Genomic DNA, 16,572 nt, shown 5'->3' on the forward strand with positions numbered 1-16,572 from the left:
CTGCACCCGGATCGCCCAACGCATCCTCGCCATGACCGCAGCGATCTGGCACAACGACACCATCGCCGCCAAAATCCGCCGATCACTCACCGCCTACGACCACTAACCCCAGGAATCACTCATCTAGTCCTTGATCGGGAGGGTGGGCCGCGGAAATCTCGTCGCAGCGCCCTCCGCAGCCGCACCTCTAGAGTCTTGCGTCCCGACTCGGAACGAGCGTCATGCGGCGAGGACAAGCAAGACAGATTTCCGCGGCCCGCCCGCCGCCGAACACGGGGGCAGCCGCGACCTACCGATAGTTCACGAACTGCAGAGCGATCCCGAAGTCCTCGCCCTTGAGCAGCGCGATCACGGCCTGCAGGTCGTCGCGCTTCTTGGACGAGACGCGCAGTTCGTCGCCCTGGATCTGCGCCTTGACGCCCTTGGGGCCCTCGTCGCGGATCTTCTTCGAGATCTTCTTGGCGTGCTCGGAATCGATGCCCTGGACCAGCTCGCCGGTGATCTTGAAGGTCTTGCCGGAGGCGACGGGCTCACCGGCGTCGAACGCCTTGAGTGAGATGTCCCGGCGGATCAGCTTCTCCTTGAACACCTCGAGGCCGGCGAGCGCGCGCTCCTCGGCGTCGGAGGTGATCACGATCTTCTCCTCGCCGGACCACTCGATCCCGGTGTTGGTGCCGCGGAAGTCGTAGCGCTGCGAGAGTTCCTTGCCCGCCTGGTTGAGGGCGTTGTCGACCTCCTGGCGGTCGATCTTGCTCACCACGTCAAACGAAGAATCAGCCATGTGCCCAGCCTAGGCCATCGACGCCACCGCTCCGCACGAGGCGCCGGTCCTGTCGCCGGGTGGGAGGGCCCTGACCTGCCGGTTTGGATGCATCCCGGGATCTCGTTGTATTCTGTCTCCCGTTGCCTTCACCGGCGACACGGCAGATTGCCCGAGCGGCCAAAGGGAGCGGATTGTAAATCCGTCGCGCAAGCTACGTAGGTTCGAATCCTACATCTGCCACCACGCGAATACAGATGCGAATACCGGTCACGACCAGCGGTTTTGGTCATCCGGGGAGAGCGTGTGTAATCTCGTGAAGGCTTCTCGCCCACACCGATCGGTGCGGGAGGGATACGCCCCCTTAGCTCAGTCGGCAGAGCGTTTCCATGGTAAGGAAAAGGTCGACGGTTCGATTCCGTCAGGGGGCTCGCTTGGTGCGGGTGGTTCGCGAGGACGACCGGCACCGAACAGGGCGGTGTAGCTCAGCTGGTTAGAGCGCACGACTCATAATCGTGAGGTCCGGGGATCGAGTCCCCGCACCGCTACACAATGCGGCAGCTCCCGCGAGTCCGCCCTTGATCGGGCCGACGTGAGCAGCGGCCGTAGACAGAGTAAGACGCGAAAGAAGGCAAGGACATGGCTTCCTCAACCGACGTGCGGCCGAAGATCACCCTGGCCTGCGAGGTGTGCAAGCACCGCAACTACATCACCAAGAAGAATCGTCGCAACGATCCCGATCGCCTCGAGCTGAAGAAGTTCTGCCCGAATTGCGGTACGCACCAGGCGCACAAGGAATCGCGCTGACGCGTTCTCCCTGGTGAACGGCGCCTTCGGGCGACCGATGAACCACGATCAGCGGGCCGTCTCCCATCCGGAGACGGCCCGCTGATTTGTTTCCGGCGTCGTCCCGGTAGCAGAATCTGGCAGGCTTCGTTGCCACCAGCCGGGGCGTGAGCACAGCCCGCTCCCGCCCGGCGTCGAGCGTGAGGAGAGATGATGACCGAGCTGAACGACGAGCAGATCAAGAGCTCACTGGACGCGCTGGGATCGGGTGAGCTGACACCCGACGAGATCGCCGAGCACACGGCCTCGGTGGTGGGCTACCACTACACCGTCGACGACTACTACGAGGTCGGCCGCGAAGAGGTCCGCAAGCACGCGCTCGCCGTGCAAGACGCGCATCCCACGCATTGGAGCGAAGCCGGCGCCGCCGAGTACGGGCACGACACGCTCGTGGCTCATCCGACCTTCGTCTCGGTGATGGGCATCATCGCCCAGCGGAAGCTCTTCGAGGAGGTCGTGACCGGTTACGACCTGTGGCAGATCATGCAGACCGATCAGCGCCTCGTCTACCACCGCCCGATGAAGGTCGGCGACCGGCTGATCTGCGACGTGTCGCTGGACTCGTTCCGGCACATCACCAGCCCGGAGGTCATCGACCTCATGGTCACCAAGAACATCATCTGCGATCAGCACGACGAGCCGATCATGACGACGTACACGTCGATCGCCGCCCGCCCCGGCCTCAAGGTGCCCGAGGAACTGGAGGAGTCGATCGAGCACGTGATGATGAAGGTCGACGCCGCGGGTGACCCCGGCAAGACCGTCGACCGCGAGGGCGGCCTCTACGAAACGGCCGATCCGGCGGACCGCCCGGCCGCGTACGCCGCGATCGACTTCGACACGCTCACCGTCGGACAGGAACTGCCGGCCAAGACCTTCCTGCTGACCCGCGGCAACCTCGTCAACTATGCCGGGGTGGCCGGCGACCCGAATCCGATCCACTTCTCCGACCACGTCATCAAGGCGTCCGGCGGTATGGACGACGTCGTCGCGCACGGCATGCAGACCATGGGTCTCGGTGCCACCTACGTGTCCGAGTTCGTCGGCGATCCGGCCGCGTTCTGCGAGTACAACGTGCGGTTCACCAGCCCGGTCTACGTTCCCGAGGACCACAGTGCGACGGTCGAGTTCACCGGGAAGGTCCGTGCCCTGGACCCGGAGACGCGCCGCGGCACGATCGCGCTGACCGCCAAGCAGGGCGACCGCAAGATCTTCGGGCGAGCCACCGTCGTCGTGCAGTTCAATTAGTGTCGCGTGTCGAAAATTCATTGACGGTATGCCGCGGCCAGATGAACGCCTGGCGGCGTTGTCGTCGGTCAGGATACCTGCCGGTATCCCTCCCTCCCCCGCCTTGCCAGCCGCCCATCTGACGCACGGCAACCATTCAACAATTTTCGACACGCGACACAAGGCGACGACCGCGGAGCCTCCCGGCCGTTTTGGCCTGCGCGCCGGGAGTGCTCTACACTAGTCGAGTCGAGGGTTTACCTAGGCTTGCGCGCTGCCCATAGGGTGGCGCGTTGGTGTTGTTAGGCTCGAGACAGTGCCGGTTTCCGAACCGGTGCCAAGGGGCGTAGCTCAACTGGCAGAGCAGCGGTCTCCAAAACCGCAGGTTGCAGGTTCAAGTCCTGTCGCCCCTGCAACCCGACATCCGCATAGACCACGCGGACCCCCGCCTGGGGCGGAGGTAGACGAAGGGATCGGTGAGTACGTGGCCAAGCGCGATCGCAAGGCTCCGGAGAACGACGCGGAGCCGACGACCGGCGGCGACGTCGACACCACCGGTATCGACGTCGATGTGATCGAGGCCGACGAGATGCGGCCGCGCGGCAAGCGCCGCGCGCGGGAACGTCGGACCGCCGGTGGCGACACGCTGCCGGGCAAGGTGGGCGTGGTCGACGTCGCCGCCGAAGAGGGTGACGCCGATGGCGGCCGGAACCCGTTCGTGCGGATCTGGATCTTCCTGCGGCAGGTCGTCGCCGAGCTGAAGAAGGTCATCTGGCCCACGCGGCGCGAGATGGTCGTGTACGCGATCGCCGTGCTGATCTTCGTGGCGCTGGTGACCGCGGTCATCTCGGGCCTGGACATCGGCTTCGCGAAGCTGGCGCTGCTGGTCTTCGGTTGACCGGCGCCGGTGGGCGGGAGCCCCGCGGGAACAAGGTAAGAACAGTGGCAATGAAGGAGCGTGGGCGCGCATGAGCACCCCGGAGAACGAGATCGAATCGCCGGAGACGGTTGACGCGACGGTCGAGGCCGCCCAGGCCGACGACGTCGTGGCGGACGCGGCGCCGGTCGACGTCGACGCTCCCGAGGCCGGCGAGACCCCGGCCGAGGAGGCCGCCCCGGCGGCTGAGCCCGAGGTCGAGGAAGACCCGATCGAGGCCAAGAAGCGTGAGCTGCGCCGTCAGCCCGGCGACTGGTACGTGATCCACTCGTACGCCGGCTACGAGAACAAGGTGAAGGCCAACCTCGAGACCCGTGTTCAGAACCTGGACGTGGGCGACTACATCTTCGAGGTCGTCGTGCCTGCCGAAGAGGTCACCGAGATCAAGAACGGCCAGCCCAAGAAGGTCAACCGCAAGGTGCTGCCCGGCTACATCCTGGTGCGCATGGACCTGAACGACGAGTCGTGGGGCGCGGTGCGCAACACGCCCGGCGTGACCGGCTTCGTCGGGGTGACCCCGAACGTGCCGTCGGCGCTGTCGATCAAGGAGGTGCTCCAGTTCCTGGTGCCGCGCTCCGAGGTCCGCAAGGCCGAGAAGGCCGCCGCGGCCGCCGCCGTCGGCGGGAGTGTCGAGGCCGCCGCAGCCGCCGCGTCGAACCTGGTCGAGGTCGACTTCGAGATCGGCGAGTCGGTCACCGTCATGGACGGCCCGTTCGCGACCCTGCCGGCGTCGATCAGCGAGATCAACACCGAGCAGCGGAAGGTCAAGGTCCTCGTCTCGATCTTCGGTCGCGAGACCCCGGTCGAGCTGGGCTTCAACCAGGTGGAGAAGCTGTAGCCGTTCCGGCCGCCGCCACTCACTAAGAGACTTCCGCGTATCCAGCGTGCGCGGAGTGTGAAGAAAAAGGACAAAGAGAGATGCCTCCCAAGAAGAAGAAGATCGCCGGGATCATCAAGCTCCAGATCCAGGCCGGTGCGGCCAACCCCGCCCCGCCCGTGGGTCCGGCGCTCGGTCAGCACGGCGTGAACATCATGGAGTTCTGCAAGGCGTACAACGCCGCGACCGAGAGCCAGCGCGGCAACGTGATCCCGGTCGAGATCTTCGTGTACGAAGACCGCTCGTTCGACTTCAAGCTGAAGACGCCCCCGGCTGCCAAGCTGCTGCTCAAGGCCGCGGGTCTGCAGAAGGGTTCGGGCGAGCCGCACACCAACAAGGTCGGCAAGGTCACCATGGACCAGCTTCGCGAGATCGCGAAGACCAAGGCCGAGGACCTCAACGCCAACGACGTCGAGGCCGGAGCCCGGATCATCGCCGGTACCGCCCGCTCGATGGGTATCACCGTCGAGGGCTGACCTGTCGTCGCTCCCTGCCCTTTCGCTCCCTGAGCTTGTCGAAGGGCGAAGGGCGAAATCACCCGTGGGAGGGCCGCGCTCGGCCCACTAACCACTCACTCCCGGCCGGCACGGCCGAGAAGAAGGAACAGAGCACATGAGCAAGAAGAGCAAGGCCTACCAGGCCGCCGCCGAGAAGATCGATCGCGACGCGCTGTACAGCCCGCTGGAGGCTGTGACCCTCGCGAAGGAGACCTCCTCGAAGAACACCGATTCGACCGTCGAGGTCGCCGTCCGCCTGGGCGTCGATCCCCGCAAGGCCGATCAGATGGTCCGCGGCACCGTCAACCTGCCGAACGGCACCGGTAAGACCGCCAAGGTCATCGTCTTCGCCGCCGGCGACAAGGCCAATGAGGCCCTCGCCGCGGGTGCCGACGAGGTCGGCGCCGAGGATCTGATCGAGAAGATCCAGGGCGGCTGGCTCGATTTCGACGCCGCGATCGCCACCCCGGACCAGATGGCCAAGGTCGGCCGTATCGCGCGTGTCCTCGGCCCGCGCGGCCTGATGCCGAACCCGAAGACCGGCACCGTGACCGTCGACGTCACCAAGGCCGTCAACGACATCAAGGGCGGCAAGATCAACTTCCGCGTCGACAAGGCCGCGAACCTGCACTTCGTGATCGGCAAGGCCTCGTTCTCGCCGGAGCAGCTGGCCGAGAACTACGGCGCCGCGTACGACGAGATCATGCGCGCCAAGCCGTCGGCCGCCAAGGGCCGCTACCTGAAGAAGATCACGGTCTCGACCAACACGGGCCCGGGCATCCCGGTCGACCCGTCCGTGTCGCGCAACTTCACCGACGCTGCGCAGGGCTGATTTTCACCGCTCCCTGAGCCCCGTTGACGGGCCGGGAGAGACCACGAGGGGCACCACCGCGAGGTGGTGCCCCTCGTCGTCTGTCTGGCGGTCGCCCCCCGGCGGCTCCCGAGGGGAGATCGTCGTCGTGGCCTGCCGTGGCCGACGGCCCGCGATGCTCAGCGCGCGGCCGGACGCGTCCGTGGCCACATCGTGTAGCTCGCCGCCCACAGGGTGTCGATGACCAGCACGATCCCGAATATGCGGTACGTGGACTCCAGGGCCTGCGTCGGTCCGGTGGCCACCACGGTGAGCAGCCACAGGATGCCGGAGCCGAGGGCGGTGGCGATCGCGGTGCGGCCGACGTCCTTCCAGCACGCCGTCGCGTAGGCGGTGCCGTAGAGCTTGACCGGTCGGGGACCGCTGTCGAAGCGATATGCGAACCGGACGTCGGCCCACTGGATCATCCGGTGGCCGTACGCCACCGAGAACCCGAGGTACACGGCGGCGAGGCCGTGGCTGAATTCGGCGGGGGCGCCCCGATGCAGGTCGAGGCCGGCCGCGATCAGCAGCACCAGGTCGACCACCGGTGTCAGCGCCAGCAGGGCGAGGCCGAGGCGCCGTTTCCGGAGGAGATAGCGGGTGCTCAGTCCGGCGATGATCACCATCCAGAAGGCGATCTCGCAGCCGAGGATCAGGCCGACCATGAGGACTCCTTTGATGGTACGGTCGTGCTAAATAGGAAACTAGCACGACCGTGCTAACTTGTCTGCATGCCGAGACGGATCGACCTCGATCGCCGGCGCGAGGAACTCGCGGCCGCCGTGTGGTCGGTGGTGCGCGAACGGGGCATCGGGGCGCTCTCGGTGCGGACGGTCGCCGCGCAGGCCGGCGTCGCGGTCGGGTCGCTGCGGCACGTCTTCCCGACCCGCAGCGGACTGGTCGTCTTCTCCGCGGAGCTGATGCTCCGGCGTGCGCGCGAGCGGATCGACGCGGTGGTGCGCACCGGTGACCTCGAGCACGACTACCTGGCGCTCCTCGCCGAACTCCTGCCGCTCTCCCCGGATCCGCGGGCCGAACTCGAGGTGAATCTGGCGCTCATCGCGGAGGCCCCCGCGGTGCCGGAGCTGATCCCGGTGCGCGACCGGGCGACGCGGGAACTCGCCGATTTCTGCACCGCGATCGCGTCGAGCCTGGAGGCCGACGCGCGCGGCGTGGCGCAGGACGAGGTCGATGCCGTGGCGGCCGGCCGGCGCCTCCACGCACTGGTCGACGGCCTCGCTCTCCACCTGCTCGCCGACCCGGACGGCGGGGACGCCGACTGGGCCCTGGACATCCTCCGCGGAGAGATCGCCGCCCTGCATTCGGTGTGAGCGGCGAGACGTGCGAGTCTCGACGGGTGACCACCTCGCCTGTCCCGGAACGCGGTGACGCGGCCGTGCGCTCGGAGATTCTCACCGGGCTTCGGCTGTCGCTGCCCGCGGGTCTGGGCATGTTCCCGCTGGGTGTCGCCTTCGGACTGCTCGTGGTGCAGCACGGACTGTCCTGGTGGGTGGCGCCCGCGCTGTCGATCGCGGCGTACGCCGGCTCGCTCGAACTGCTGCTCGTCGGCATGATCGCCGCCGTGGCGCCGATCGCCACCATCGCGTTGACCACCCTGCTGGTGAACTTCCGGCACATCTTCTACGCCTTCTCGTTCCCGCTGCGGGTGGTACACGGCCGGCTGCGACGGCTCTACTCCATGTACGCGATGACCGATGAGGCGTACGCGATCACCGCGGCGGCGCCGGGGACGTGGACGTCGCCGCGGCTGCTGGCGACCCAGGTCGCGTTCCAGTCGTACTGGGTCGGCGGCGGGCTCGCCGGTGTCCTGATCGGGAATCTGCTGCCCGGACCGATCGACGGCCTCGGCTTCGCGCTGTGCGCACTGTTCGTCACGCTGACGCTCGACGCCTGCCGAACCCGCGGACAGGTGCCCTCGCTGGTGCTGGCGGGTGCCGCTTTCGCGGTGGCCGTCGTCGCGACGCCGGGCGCGGTGCTGTTCACGGCACTGCTGGTGTTCGTCGGGCTGCTCGTCGTCCGGTACGCCCTGTCGCGGAGGGGGCCGTCCGATGCCTGAGACCGGCTATCTGATCGCGGTGCTCGCGACGGTCTTCGCGATCACCTTCGCGCTGCGCGCGCTGCCCTTCGCGGTCCTGGGGCGACTCCGGCAGTCCCGGTTCGTCCTCACCCTGGCCGCATGGATGCCGGCCGGCATCCTGGCGATCCTCGCAGCCACCACGTTCTCCTCCTCGATCGACGACGACGGCCGCGTGGTGCCCGCGGTACTCGCCCTCGCGGTGACCGTCGGCGTCCATCTCGGTGCCGGACGACGCACCCTTCTCAGCGTCGGGCTGGGCACGCTCACCTACATCGCGCTTCTCGCGGTGCTCTGATGGCGGCTCGGTGAACGACTGCCCGCGGACGGTCGTTTACCGGGCGCGGGCGGGTCGAGCGCGCTAGCGTCGTGGCCATGGAACCCACGGGGAGCAAGATCAGCATCATCGGCGCCGGCGCAGTCGGTACCGCCATCGCCTACGCTGCGCTGATCCGCGGGGTCGCGCGGACCGTCGCGCTGATGGACGTCAACGCCGAGAAGGTCGCGGCCGAGGTGCTCGACCTCTCGCACGGCCTCGAATTCCTGCCTCGGGCGGCGGTGATCGGTGGGGCGGATCCGTCGATCTGCGCGGACTCGGACGTGGTCATCTTCACCGCGGGCGCCAAGCAGAAGCCCGGCCAGACCCGGCTCGAGCTGGCCGAGGCCACCATCGAACTGACCAAGCGGGCGCTGCCGCCGATCGTCGAGGCCGCCCCGGACGCCTGTTTCGTGATGGTCACCAATCCCGTGGACGTCATCACGTACGCGGCCCTGAAGTTCACCGGCCTGCCCCGCAACCAACTGTTCGGATCGGGCACCGTGCTCGACTCCTCCCGTCTGCGGTTCCTGGTGTCCGAGCACTGCGGCGTCGCGGTGCAGAACGTCCACGCCTACATCGCCGGTGAGCACGGCGACTCGGAGATCCCGCTCTGGTCCTCGGCCAGCATCGGCGGCGTCCCGCTCCTCGACTGGGAGCCGATCGAGGGTTTCGACCTGCTCGACGCGCGGGCGCGCGAACGGATCCACTCCGAGGTGGTCGGCTCGGCGTACCGGATCATCCAGGGCAAGGGGGCCACCAACTACGCGATCGGGCTCGCGTCGGCGCGCATCACCGAGGCGATCATCAACGACGAGCACCGCATCCTGCCGGTCTCCTCGCTGATCGAGGACGACCTTCACGGCATCTCCGACGTGTGTCTCTCGCTGCCGACCCGGGTCGATGCGCGGGGCGCCGGGGAACGTCTCCCGATCGCGATGTCCGCCGACGAGATCGCCGGGCTGCGCGCCTCGGCCGAGACGCTGCGGGAGATGCAGGCCAAGTTCGGTCTCTGACGACGCCGGTCGTGCCGCCGCTGTCAAGACGGCGGGCGCCGGTGCTGTGGACAACCGTCGGACCCGTCCGGCCCTGTGGACGGGGCATCGAGCGGGCCGGCGACCGCCGATAGCCTGGGATCATGCGCGACGACAAGCTCCTCACCCGAATCGCCGGACTGCTGCGGCAGGCCGAGGGCACCGACAACGAGCACGAGGCGGAGGCGTTCATGGCCGCCGCCCAGCGACTCGCGACCGCATCGTCGATCGACCTGGCGGTGGCGCGCGACCACGACCCGGCCCTCAAGAAGCGGTCGGCGCCGATCACCCGGCAGATCGCCATCGGGACCGCCGGTAAGCGCGGCCTCCGGACCTACGTGCAACTCTTCGTGCAGATCGGCCGCGCCAACGACCTGACCTGCGATGTCGCCGCCAACTCGACCTACGTGATCGCATACGGCTTCGCCGGTGACATCGATGCGACGGAGGCGCTGTACGCGTCGCTCGTGGTGCAGATGGTCGCGGCCAGCGACGCGTACCTGAAATCCGGGGCCTACAAGAATCAGACCGCGCGCCGAGTGGTGACGCGCGACCGCGGCCCGTGGCGGCAGCGCGTGGTCGAGGAGAAGGCGCTTTCCCCGATCACCGCGCGCCTGAACTTCCAGTCGGCCTTCGCCGAACGTATCGGCGCACGGCTCGCACAGGCCCGCGACGACCAGCGGCGCAGCGCCGTCGAGGTGGAGAACGGGTCCGGCGGGCCGTCGTCGACCGCGCTGGCGCTGCGTCACAAGGAACTGGAAGTGTCCGAATTCCACCGGCGGGAGTCGACGGCGCGCGGTACCTGGCGGCCGAGCCGTGCGTCGGCCGGCTATTCGTCGGCCGCGCGACAGGCCGGTGACCGCGCCGGCCGCCGCGCGAAGATCGGTGCCGACCGGGAGTTCGGTGCGCCCCGCGGGGCGCTGGAGGGATGACGCGGGATGCGCGCCGCGCCCGGTGCTACGACGCGGAGCGCCTGATCTTCCGGCTGATGGAACGGCCGGGCGGCGGCGCGCACACCGTCGAACTGGCCGGCACCACCCTCACCCTGCCCGGGGAGGCACGTTTCGGGTCCGTCGAGTCGGTCCAGCGCTACGTGGATGACGTGCTGGCGCTGCCCGCCGTCCGGGAACGCTTCGCACAGGCAGCCCGGCCGGTCCGCGTGCGGGACCGCCGGTCGGCGGCGGCCGCCCACTATTCTCGCGACGACGCGACCATCGCCATTCCCGCCGGGCACCCGGACCGGTGGGCGATGCGCGAACTCGCCGTCCTGCACGAGCTCGCCCACCACCTCGACGATGACGGCGTTCCCGCGCACGGGCTCGGGTTCACCGGCACGCTCACCGAACTCGCGGGCCTGGTCCTGGGGCCGGAGACCGGGCTGGTGTACCGGGTGATTCTGGGGGACGCCGGGCTGCTCTGAAATGTCCCTGTGTCAAACTGCGTACATGACCGAATCGAACGTCGTGAAGGTGGAGCGGGTCGAGTACTCGCAGCGCAGCGTCCGGAGCCGGATGGCCTGGGTCGGGCTGCGCGTCGGCGCGTACCCGGTGATCGCCGCCTGGTCGCGCCGCCCCGGGGTCGACTGGCCGTACGACCTGTTCGACAACGTCGCGGGCAAGGTGGTTCCGCCGCTGCCGAGCAACTTCCGCGAGCCGGTGCAGCTGCCGAACTGTGCTGCTGAGCTGCAGATCCCGGTCGGCGCACGACCGGACCGGGCGATCCTGTATCTGCACGGCGGCGCCTTCGTGGTCGGCGGCGTCAAGTCGCACCGCAGGCTGGCCGGATCGATCGCCGCCAAATCGCACGCCCAGGTGCTGGCCGTGGGCTACCGCAAGCTGCCCGAGCATCCGCCGTCGGTCTCCATCGAGGACTGTCTGGACGGTTACCGCTGGCTCCTCGGCCGCGGCTACACCCCCGGCCAGATCGTGATCGCCGGTGACTCGGCCGGCGGATTCCTGACCGCGATGACCGCGGTCCGGCTCCGCGACGCGGGGGAGGAGCTGCCCGCCGGGCTGATCCTGGAGAACCCGCTGATCGACCCGACGCCGTCGCGCCGCCGCGAGGGCGCCTATCGCACCGCCGATCCGCTGTTCCCGCACCGGGCGTTCAGCGAGTTCGACCGGATGATCCGGGAGAGCGAACCGGCCGGTGACACCGTCGCGCCGCTCGACGGTGACCTGAGCGGTCTGCCGCCCACGCTGATCCAGGTCGGCTCGCACGAGATGCTGCGGGTGGATGCCGAGGACTTCGCGGCGGCGCTGGCCCGCGCCGGCGTGCCGGTCCGGCTGGAGATCTTCCGCGGTGCCGTCCACGTCTTCCAGGCCTTCATCGATCTGCTGCCCGAGTCCCGCCTGGCGATCGTGCGGATGGCGCGCTTCGCCGAGAAGTGCTGGGCGGCTCGGAACCCGGACTGATCCGCCGGTCGGGGCGTGGCTTCGACACCGTCTCGCCCCTGCGGGGCTCGACGGGCTCAGCCGGCTGGGCCTGTCTCTCTCCCGCGGGGCTTGACGGGCTCAGCTGGCTAGGCTTGTCTCTCTCCTACGGGGCTTGACGGGCTCAGCCGGCTGGGCCTGTCTCGCTCTCGCGGGGCTCGACAGGCTCAGCCGGCTAGGCTTGTGTCTCTCCCGCGGGGCTTGACGGGCTCAGCCGGCTGGGCGGGCTACTCGACGACGGCCAGCGGTGCCATCGGGTGCAGCTGCGACCGGGTGGGGACCGGGTCGGTGCCGAGCTCGCCGTCGGCCAGGAACGTCAGGTAGCTGGGCTTGTTCGGATCGAGAACCAGCTGCTGGCGGCGGCCGCGCGCCTTGATCAGGTCGGGCACGATGGTCAGGTACCGGGGCAGGCTCGCGGCGTAGACGTCGACCCGCAACCGGTGGCCCGGCGCCAGTACCGCGTCGGTCGGCACCAGATCGACGTCGATGCGCACCGGCTCGTCCGCCGGCACCGGCAGGCGTCGTTCCCGGGAGAGGAAGTGCACCGCGTCGACCAGTGTGCCGCCCTCGGCGTACGTCGACCGGGTGGTGTCCAGCGCCCGGTTCGACGCGGTCAGCGCACCGTTGGTCAGCACCGTCGAGGTGCCGTCCGGGGCGACGTCGTTCACGGTGACCGCCCAGATCCCCTCGTGGGCCGTGGTGGAGACGTTGAGCCGCAGGTTCATCTGGCCGGAGATCTGGGTGGCCTGCGTGACCGGCTCGCTGGTGAAACTCAGCGCGCCCTTCTCCTGGTACGACGCATCGCTGGAGAAGTGCTTGCCCAGCGCGATCGGCAGGCCGGCGAACACCTGTGAGGCATCCCGCGAGACGGCGCCGCGCAGGTCGGGGCTGATGCGCAGGGACCGGCGCCGGTGCGCGGGCACCACGCTCAGCGAGCCGTCATGCCGGGTGTGCGGCGCGGTCTCCGAGGGGTCCTCGGTGAGGAAGAGGCGCTGGGGCCGCACCCCGGGCCGCGGGAACGACGGCCCGCACGACCAGCCGCCGCCCTGCTGCTCCATGGTGACCGGCCCGTACTCCTCGATGCCGTTGCGGATCCCCTTGAGCCAGCGGTCGAACCAGGCGCGTTCGAGGACGTCGAGCTGCGGCGGACGGTGCTCGCGGCCGTGGTCGCAGCCGGGATCGAGGTGGTAGCCGTCAGCGATGAGCGACTGTTTGCGGCCCGGCTCCATCTGCAACTGGTCGTAGACCCGGGTGGCACTGCGGCCGAACAGGTCGTGCCATGCGCCGACGGTGAAGGTGGCGGCGGTGATGTCCTCGATCCGCGGTGAGCGCTCGTTGAAGTACGGATGATCGAAGATGCGGTGGTCGTTGGCGGTGAGGAAACCCCAGAACAGCGACGGCATCTCGGTGGCCGGGCTCTTGAGGCGGTCGCGCAGCCAGCGGTACTCGTCGCCGGTGAACAGGTCGCCGAGAAGGGTGGCCGGATTGGGCACCCACTTGGCCAGGTTCACCAGCGCCAGCCACATCGGGATGAACGCGGACGGCATGCCGCCGGTGATGTAGATGTCGCGGACGACGTCCTCGCTGCCCTCCACCGCGAACACGGCCTTGAGCGCCTCCGGCCGCAGGGCCGCGGCCTGCAGGGAGTTGATCGCCGAATAGCTCCAGCCGGCCATGCCGACCGAGCCGTCGCACCACGACTGGCGTGTCATCCACTCGATGATCTCCACCGAGTCCTGCTGCTCGCGGCGGCTGAGGATGCCCCACTTGCCGTGCGATGCCCCGGTGCCGCGGACGTCGACCAGCACCTGCACGTAGCCGGACTGCACCAGATTCCGGTTGATGCCGAAGACGTCGAACAGGCCCACACCGAAGGTGCGGGTGAGCCGGGCGGCGCCGGTCAGCGGGCCCGGACCGCGCGTCATGGTGCGCGCGGCCGTCTGCACGGTGCGGCCGATGACCGGGGCGTGCAGCAGATGGTCGAAGCCGTCGATCAGCGTGCGGTTGTACGGATTGACGTTGAGGATCGCCGGGAACGGCGCCTTGCTCGGCTGGCCGACGCGGTTGGCCGGGCGGACCACGGTCGCGCGCAGCCGCACGCCGTCGCTCATCGTGACGGTGACATTGCGGCTGATGTGCACGCGCGGGTACGGCTTGCGCCCGTAGACGGCCTCGTGCCAGGCCGCGGCCCGGTGGCCGCCGTCGGCATCGCGATAACCGCCCGGTTCGGAGGCGCGGTGCGCCCGCTCCAGGCCGTGCAGATCGAGTGGCACGCTCACGTGTCGATCCCTCGCTTCCCGCCGCGGACGCGGCGATGATCCCAGGGATTCACCGGACTGTGATCCATCCCACGGGAAGAGTCTTACGAACAATTAAGCACGGCGACGTTCCCGATCGCTACTCGTGTCCGGGATCCGTACAGTCGATCACACCGAACCGGTGTGATCGGGAGACCTCGCCGTGACCTGTCGCGCCTGGGCGACGACGGCCGATTCGACTTCGCCGGGGTGCCCGGCTACTCTGGTCTGCGGTTCAGCGGACCCCGTGCGGGTCCGAGGGAATCGAGTTCAACCAGAGACCGTCGGTCGTCGGGAGTGATCCCGATCGAAGGCCCGAGAACATCTCGGCGGCCCACGCAGGATGAACGAGGAGACTTCGCCGTGGTTCGCCGCGGCCATTCGCCCCGTGCTTCCTGCACGGGGCGTTCGTGTTTCTCCGGCCGGAACGTCGTGGACCCCTCGCGGGCGACGGGTACTGGGTCGCGACACCCACAGGGTGTCAGAGAAGACACGAGAGGAGGCGAAGTATGGCTAACCAGGAAAAGATCGATGCGGTCGCAGAGATCACCGGGCTGTTCGAGGGTGCCAATGCGGCGGTCATCACGGAATACCGTGGGCTGTCCGTTCCGCAGATCTCGGCACTCCGTCGCTCGCTCGGCGAAGGCGCGACGTACTCCGTCGCCAAGAACACCCTCGTCAAGCGTGCTGCTGCCGAAGCAGGCGTTGAGGGGCTCGACGAGCTGTTCGTGGGTCCGACCGCGATCGCCTTCATCGAAGGTGAGCCGGTCGTGGCCGCCAAGGCGATCAAGACGTTCGCCAAGGACAACAAGGCCCTGGTCATCAAGGGCGGTTACATGGACGGCCGTGTGCTGTCCATCGCCGAGGTTGAGGCCATCGCCGACCTGGAGACCCGTGAGGTCCTCCTGGCCAAGCTCGCCGGTGCCATGAAGGGCAACTTGGCAAAGGCCGCCGGGCTGTTCACCCAGCCCGCCTCGCAGGTCGCGCGTCTCGCCGCGGCCCTCGAGGAGAAGAAGGGTTCCGAAGCCGCCTGAGGCCCGGACCCGATCGCGGCCGGCACCGTCGGCCGTACCCACCGACATGGCCTGCACCGCAGGCCTCCCCCGCATAGGGATTAGAGGAAGGACGCCATCATGGCGAAGCTCACCGCTGACGAGCTCATCGAGCAGTTCAAGGAACTGACCCTGCTGGAGCTCAGCGAGTTCGTGAAGAAGTTCGAAGAGGTCTTCGAGGTCACCGCTGCCGCTCCGGTCGCCGTCGCCGCTGCCGGTGCTCCGGCCGCCGGTGGCGCCGAGGCCGCCGCCGAGCAGGACGAGTTCGACGTCGTGCTCGAGTCGGCCGGCGACAAGAAGATCCAGGTCATCAAGGTCGTCCGCGAGGTCGTCTCGGGCCTGGGTCTGAAGGAAGCCAAGGACCTCGTCGAGAGCGCTCCGAAGGCCCTCCTGGAGAAGGTCAGCAAGGAAGACGCCGAGGCCGCCAAGGCCAAGCTGGAAGAGGCCGGCGCCTCCATCTCGCTCAAGTGAGACGGGCTCGCCTCGTGCGAGCAGCCGCCTGAATCAGGCTGATCGAAGACCCGCAGGGATCTCCCTGCGGGTCTTCGTCGTATCGGCCGGAGGCGAGTCCGGTCAGTCGGCGATCGCCCAGCTACGTCTTTCGTAGCGACGGGTGTCGTTTCGACTCGGTCTCGCCCTTGCGGGCTCGACCGGCTCAACGGGCTGCTGGGGGTCTCACCGCCCGTTGGACCCGGTGAGGTGGTTGGCACATAGCTCGTTGAGCCCGGCGAGGCGCTAGCCGAGTCGGTGTCGAAACGCCGTTCTGGAGTTCGGGTGTGACGCCTGGCGCGGAGCTCTTGTGGGCTTGATGGGTGAGGTCGTTTCGACTCGGTCTCGCCCTTGCGGGCTCGACTGGCTCAACGGGTTGTTGGGGGTCTCACCGCCCGTTTGACCCGGTGAGGTGGTTGGCACATAGCTCGTTGAGCCCGGCGAGGCGCTAGCCGAGTCGGTGTCGAAACGCCGTTCTGGAGTTCGGGTGTGACGCCTGGCGCGGAGCTCTTGTGGGCTCGATGGGTGAGGTCGTTTCGACTCGGTCTCGCCCTTGCGGGCTCGACAGGCTCAACGGGCTGCTGGGGGTCTCACCGCCCGTTGGACCCGGCGAGGTGGTTCCCGCACCGCCCGTTGAGCCCGGCGAGGCGCTAGCCGAGTCGGTGTCGAAACGCCGTTCTGGGGTTCGTGCGCCGCGGACGGCCCCGATTCTGTCGGCGCGGCCGGGCTATTCTGAACCGCACTGGGTTCTTTGGAGGCTCGTGACCTTGGAAACGAGGATGAGTACATGCCGAAGGAACAGGTTCCCGGGAAGCCGCAGACGCGGCGCTACAGCCCGGAGGAGAAGGTGGCGGCGGTCC

General features: G+C 68.4%; 18 protein-coding genes, 4 tRNA genes and 1 pseudogene. 20 read left to right on the plus strand and 3 right to left on the minus strand.

Annotation, left to right across the window (positions count from 1 at the left end; genetic code table 11):
• Nucleotides 1–106: pseudogene (locus ACSEEN_RS20470) on the plus strand (IS982 family transposase); the annotation flags it as partial.
• Nucleotides 107–289: 183 nt separating this feature from the next.
• On the opposite strand, the gene ACSEEN_RS20475 reads toward ACSEEN_RS20470, so the two are convergent.
• Nucleotides 290–781 (minus strand): YajQ family cyclic di-GMP-binding protein, encoded by a 492-nt coding sequence (locus tag ACSEEN_RS20475; RefSeq protein ID WP_247865086.1) that lies wholly within the window; start codon nucleotides 779–781, stop codon nucleotides 290–292.
• 141 nt (nucleotides 782–922) lie between these two features.
• Between ACSEEN_RS20475 and ACSEEN_RS20480 the strand changes: the two genes are divergently transcribed.
• The 10 genes from ACSEEN_RS20480 (at nucleotide 923) to rplA (ending at nucleotide 5,976) form a co-directional block, all read left to right on the plus strand.
• Nucleotides 923–1,006: transfer RNA gene (locus ACSEEN_RS20480), tRNA-Tyr, on the plus strand.
• Nucleotides 1,007–1,118: 112 nt separating this feature from the next.
• A tRNA-Thr gene (locus ACSEEN_RS20485) sits at nucleotides 1,119–1,191 on the plus strand.
• A gap of 43 nt (nucleotides 1,192–1,234) precedes the next feature.
• A tRNA-Met gene (locus ACSEEN_RS20490) sits at nucleotides 1,235–1,308 on the plus strand.
• Nucleotides 1,309–1,399: 91 nt separating this feature from the next.
• Nucleotides 1,400–1,567 carry a 50S ribosomal protein L33 gene (gene rpmG, locus ACSEEN_RS20495; protein ID WP_246992217.1) on the plus strand — a complete coding sequence of 56 codons (168 nt, stop codon included), beginning with the start codon at nucleotides 1,400–1,402 and terminating at the stop codon, nucleotides 1,565–1,567.
• A gap of 192 nt (nucleotides 1,568–1,759) precedes the next feature.
• Nucleotides 1,760–2,854 carry a fused (3R)-hydroxyacyl-ACP dehydratase subunits HadA/HadB gene (locus ACSEEN_RS20500; protein WP_247865085.1) on the plus strand — a complete coding sequence of 365 codons (1,095 nt, stop codon included), beginning with the start codon at nucleotides 1,760–1,762 and terminating at the stop codon, nucleotides 2,852–2,854.
• A 319-nt stretch (nucleotides 2,855–3,173) separates the two neighbouring features.
• Nucleotides 3,174–3,246: transfer RNA gene (locus ACSEEN_RS20505), tRNA-Trp, on the plus strand.
• Nucleotides 3,247–3,317: 71 nt separating this feature from the next.
• Entirely contained in the window at nucleotides 3,318–3,731 is a 414-nt protein-coding gene (gene secE / locus ACSEEN_RS20510; protein ID WP_247865084.1) for a preprotein translocase subunit SecE, read from the plus strand.
• A gap of 70 nt (nucleotides 3,732–3,801) precedes the next feature.
• Nucleotides 3,802–4,608 carry a transcription termination/antitermination protein NusG gene (gene nusG / locus ACSEEN_RS20515; protein WP_440714171.1) on the plus strand — a complete coding sequence of 269 codons (807 nt, stop codon included), beginning with the start codon at nucleotides 3,802–3,804 and terminating at the stop codon, nucleotides 4,606–4,608.
• Between the two features lie 80 nt (nucleotides 4,609–4,688).
• Nucleotides 4,689–5,123 (plus strand): 50S ribosomal protein L11, encoded by a 435-nt coding sequence (gene rplK, locus ACSEEN_RS20520; RefSeq protein WP_247865082.1) that lies wholly within the window; start codon nucleotides 4,689–4,691, stop codon nucleotides 5,121–5,123.
• Nucleotides 5,124–5,259: 136 nt separating this feature from the next.
• Nucleotides 5,260–5,976 carry a 50S ribosomal protein L1 gene (gene rplA / locus ACSEEN_RS20525; RefSeq protein ID WP_298441198.1) on the plus strand — a complete coding sequence of 239 codons (717 nt, stop codon included), beginning with the start codon at nucleotides 5,260–5,262 and terminating at the stop codon, nucleotides 5,974–5,976.
• Nucleotides 5,977–6,134: 158 nt separating this feature from the next.
• On the opposite strand, the gene ACSEEN_RS20530 is transcribed toward rplA, so the two are convergent.
• On the minus strand, nucleotides 6,135–6,662 hold the full coding sequence (locus tag ACSEEN_RS20530) for a hypothetical protein (protein ID WP_440714172.1): 528 nt from the start codon (nucleotides 6,660–6,662) through the stop codon (nucleotides 6,135–6,137).
• A gap of 66 nt (nucleotides 6,663–6,728) precedes the next feature.
• On the opposite strand from ACSEEN_RS20530, the gene ACSEEN_RS20535 reads away from it, so the two are divergent.
• The 7 genes from ACSEEN_RS20535 to ACSEEN_RS20565 all read left to right on the plus strand — a co-directional run bounded on the left by ACSEEN_RS20535 (nucleotide 6,729) and on the right by ACSEEN_RS20565 (nucleotide 11,856).
• Nucleotides 6,729–7,328 carry a TetR/AcrR family transcriptional regulator gene (locus ACSEEN_RS20535; protein WP_440714173.1) on the plus strand — a complete coding sequence of 200 codons (600 nt, stop codon included), beginning with the start codon at nucleotides 6,729–6,731 and terminating at the stop codon, nucleotides 7,326–7,328.
• A 26-nt stretch (nucleotides 7,329–7,354) separates the two neighbouring features.
• Nucleotides 7,355–8,074: an AzlC family ABC transporter permease gene (locus ACSEEN_RS20540; RefSeq protein WP_298441203.1), complete on the plus strand. Its 720-nt coding sequence runs from the start codon at nucleotides 7,355–7,357 to the stop codon at nucleotides 8,072–8,074.
• Nucleotides 8,067–8,390 (plus strand): branched-chain amino acid transporter permease, encoded by a 324-nt coding sequence (locus ACSEEN_RS20545; protein WP_298441205.1) that lies wholly within the window; start codon nucleotides 8,067–8,069, stop codon nucleotides 8,388–8,390. The genes ACSEEN_RS20540 and ACSEEN_RS20545 overlap by 8 nt, the downstream gene beginning before the upstream one ends.
• A gap of 77 nt (nucleotides 8,391–8,467) precedes the next feature.
• Complete coding sequence (locus ACSEEN_RS20550) at nucleotides 8,468–9,424, plus strand: L-lactate dehydrogenase (protein ID WP_247865076.1); 957 nt, start codon at nucleotides 8,468–8,470, stop codon at nucleotides 9,422–9,424.
• 122 nt (nucleotides 9,425–9,546) lie between these two features.
• Nucleotides 9,547–10,374 carry a DUF2786 domain-containing protein gene (locus tag ACSEEN_RS20555; protein WP_247865075.1) on the plus strand — a complete coding sequence of 276 codons (828 nt, stop codon included), beginning with the start codon at nucleotides 9,547–9,549 and terminating at the stop codon, nucleotides 10,372–10,374.
• The gene (locus ACSEEN_RS20560) at nucleotides 10,371–10,862 is read left to right on the plus strand and encodes a TIGR04338 family metallohydrolase (RefSeq protein ID WP_440714174.1); all 492 of its coding nucleotides are present in this window, start codon (nucleotides 10,371–10,373) and stop codon (nucleotides 10,860–10,862) included. Before ACSEEN_RS20555 ends, ACSEEN_RS20560 begins: the two co-directional genes overlap by 4 nt.
• Before the next feature lie 25 nt (nucleotides 10,863–10,887).
• Nucleotides 10,888–11,856 carry an alpha/beta hydrolase gene (locus tag ACSEEN_RS20565; protein ID WP_298441210.1) on the plus strand — a complete coding sequence of 323 codons (969 nt, stop codon included), beginning with the start codon at nucleotides 10,888–10,890 and terminating at the stop codon, nucleotides 11,854–11,856.
• A gap of 245 nt (nucleotides 11,857–12,101) precedes the next feature.
• Here the strand turns inward: ACSEEN_RS20565 and ACSEEN_RS20570 are convergent, their stop codons facing one another.
• Entirely contained in the window at nucleotides 12,102–14,135 is a 2,034-nt protein-coding gene (locus ACSEEN_RS20570; RefSeq protein ID WP_440714175.1) for a CocE/NonD family hydrolase, read from the minus strand.
• A 545-nt stretch (nucleotides 14,136–14,680) separates the two neighbouring features.
• On the opposite strand from ACSEEN_RS20570, the gene rplJ reads away from it, so the two are divergent.
• Together rplJ and rplL are read left to right on the plus strand one after the other, a co-directional pair.
• The gene (gene rplJ, locus ACSEEN_RS20575; protein WP_247865072.1) at nucleotides 14,681–15,205 is read left to right on the plus strand and encodes a 50S ribosomal protein L10; all 525 of its coding nucleotides are present in this window, start codon (nucleotides 14,681–14,683) and stop codon (nucleotides 15,203–15,205) included.
• A 99-nt stretch (nucleotides 15,206–15,304) separates the two neighbouring features.
• On the plus strand, nucleotides 15,305–15,694 hold the full coding sequence (gene rplL, locus ACSEEN_RS20580; RefSeq protein ID WP_247865071.1) for a 50S ribosomal protein L7/L12: 390 nt from the start codon (nucleotides 15,305–15,307) through the stop codon (nucleotides 15,692–15,694).
• Nucleotides 15,695–16,572: the final 878 nt, after the last annotated feature.

It is taken from the genome of Gordonia marina (assembly GCF_052036135.1).
Classification (GTDB): domain Bacteria; phylum Actinomycetota; class Actinomycetes; order Mycobacteriales; family Mycobacteriaceae; genus Gordonia.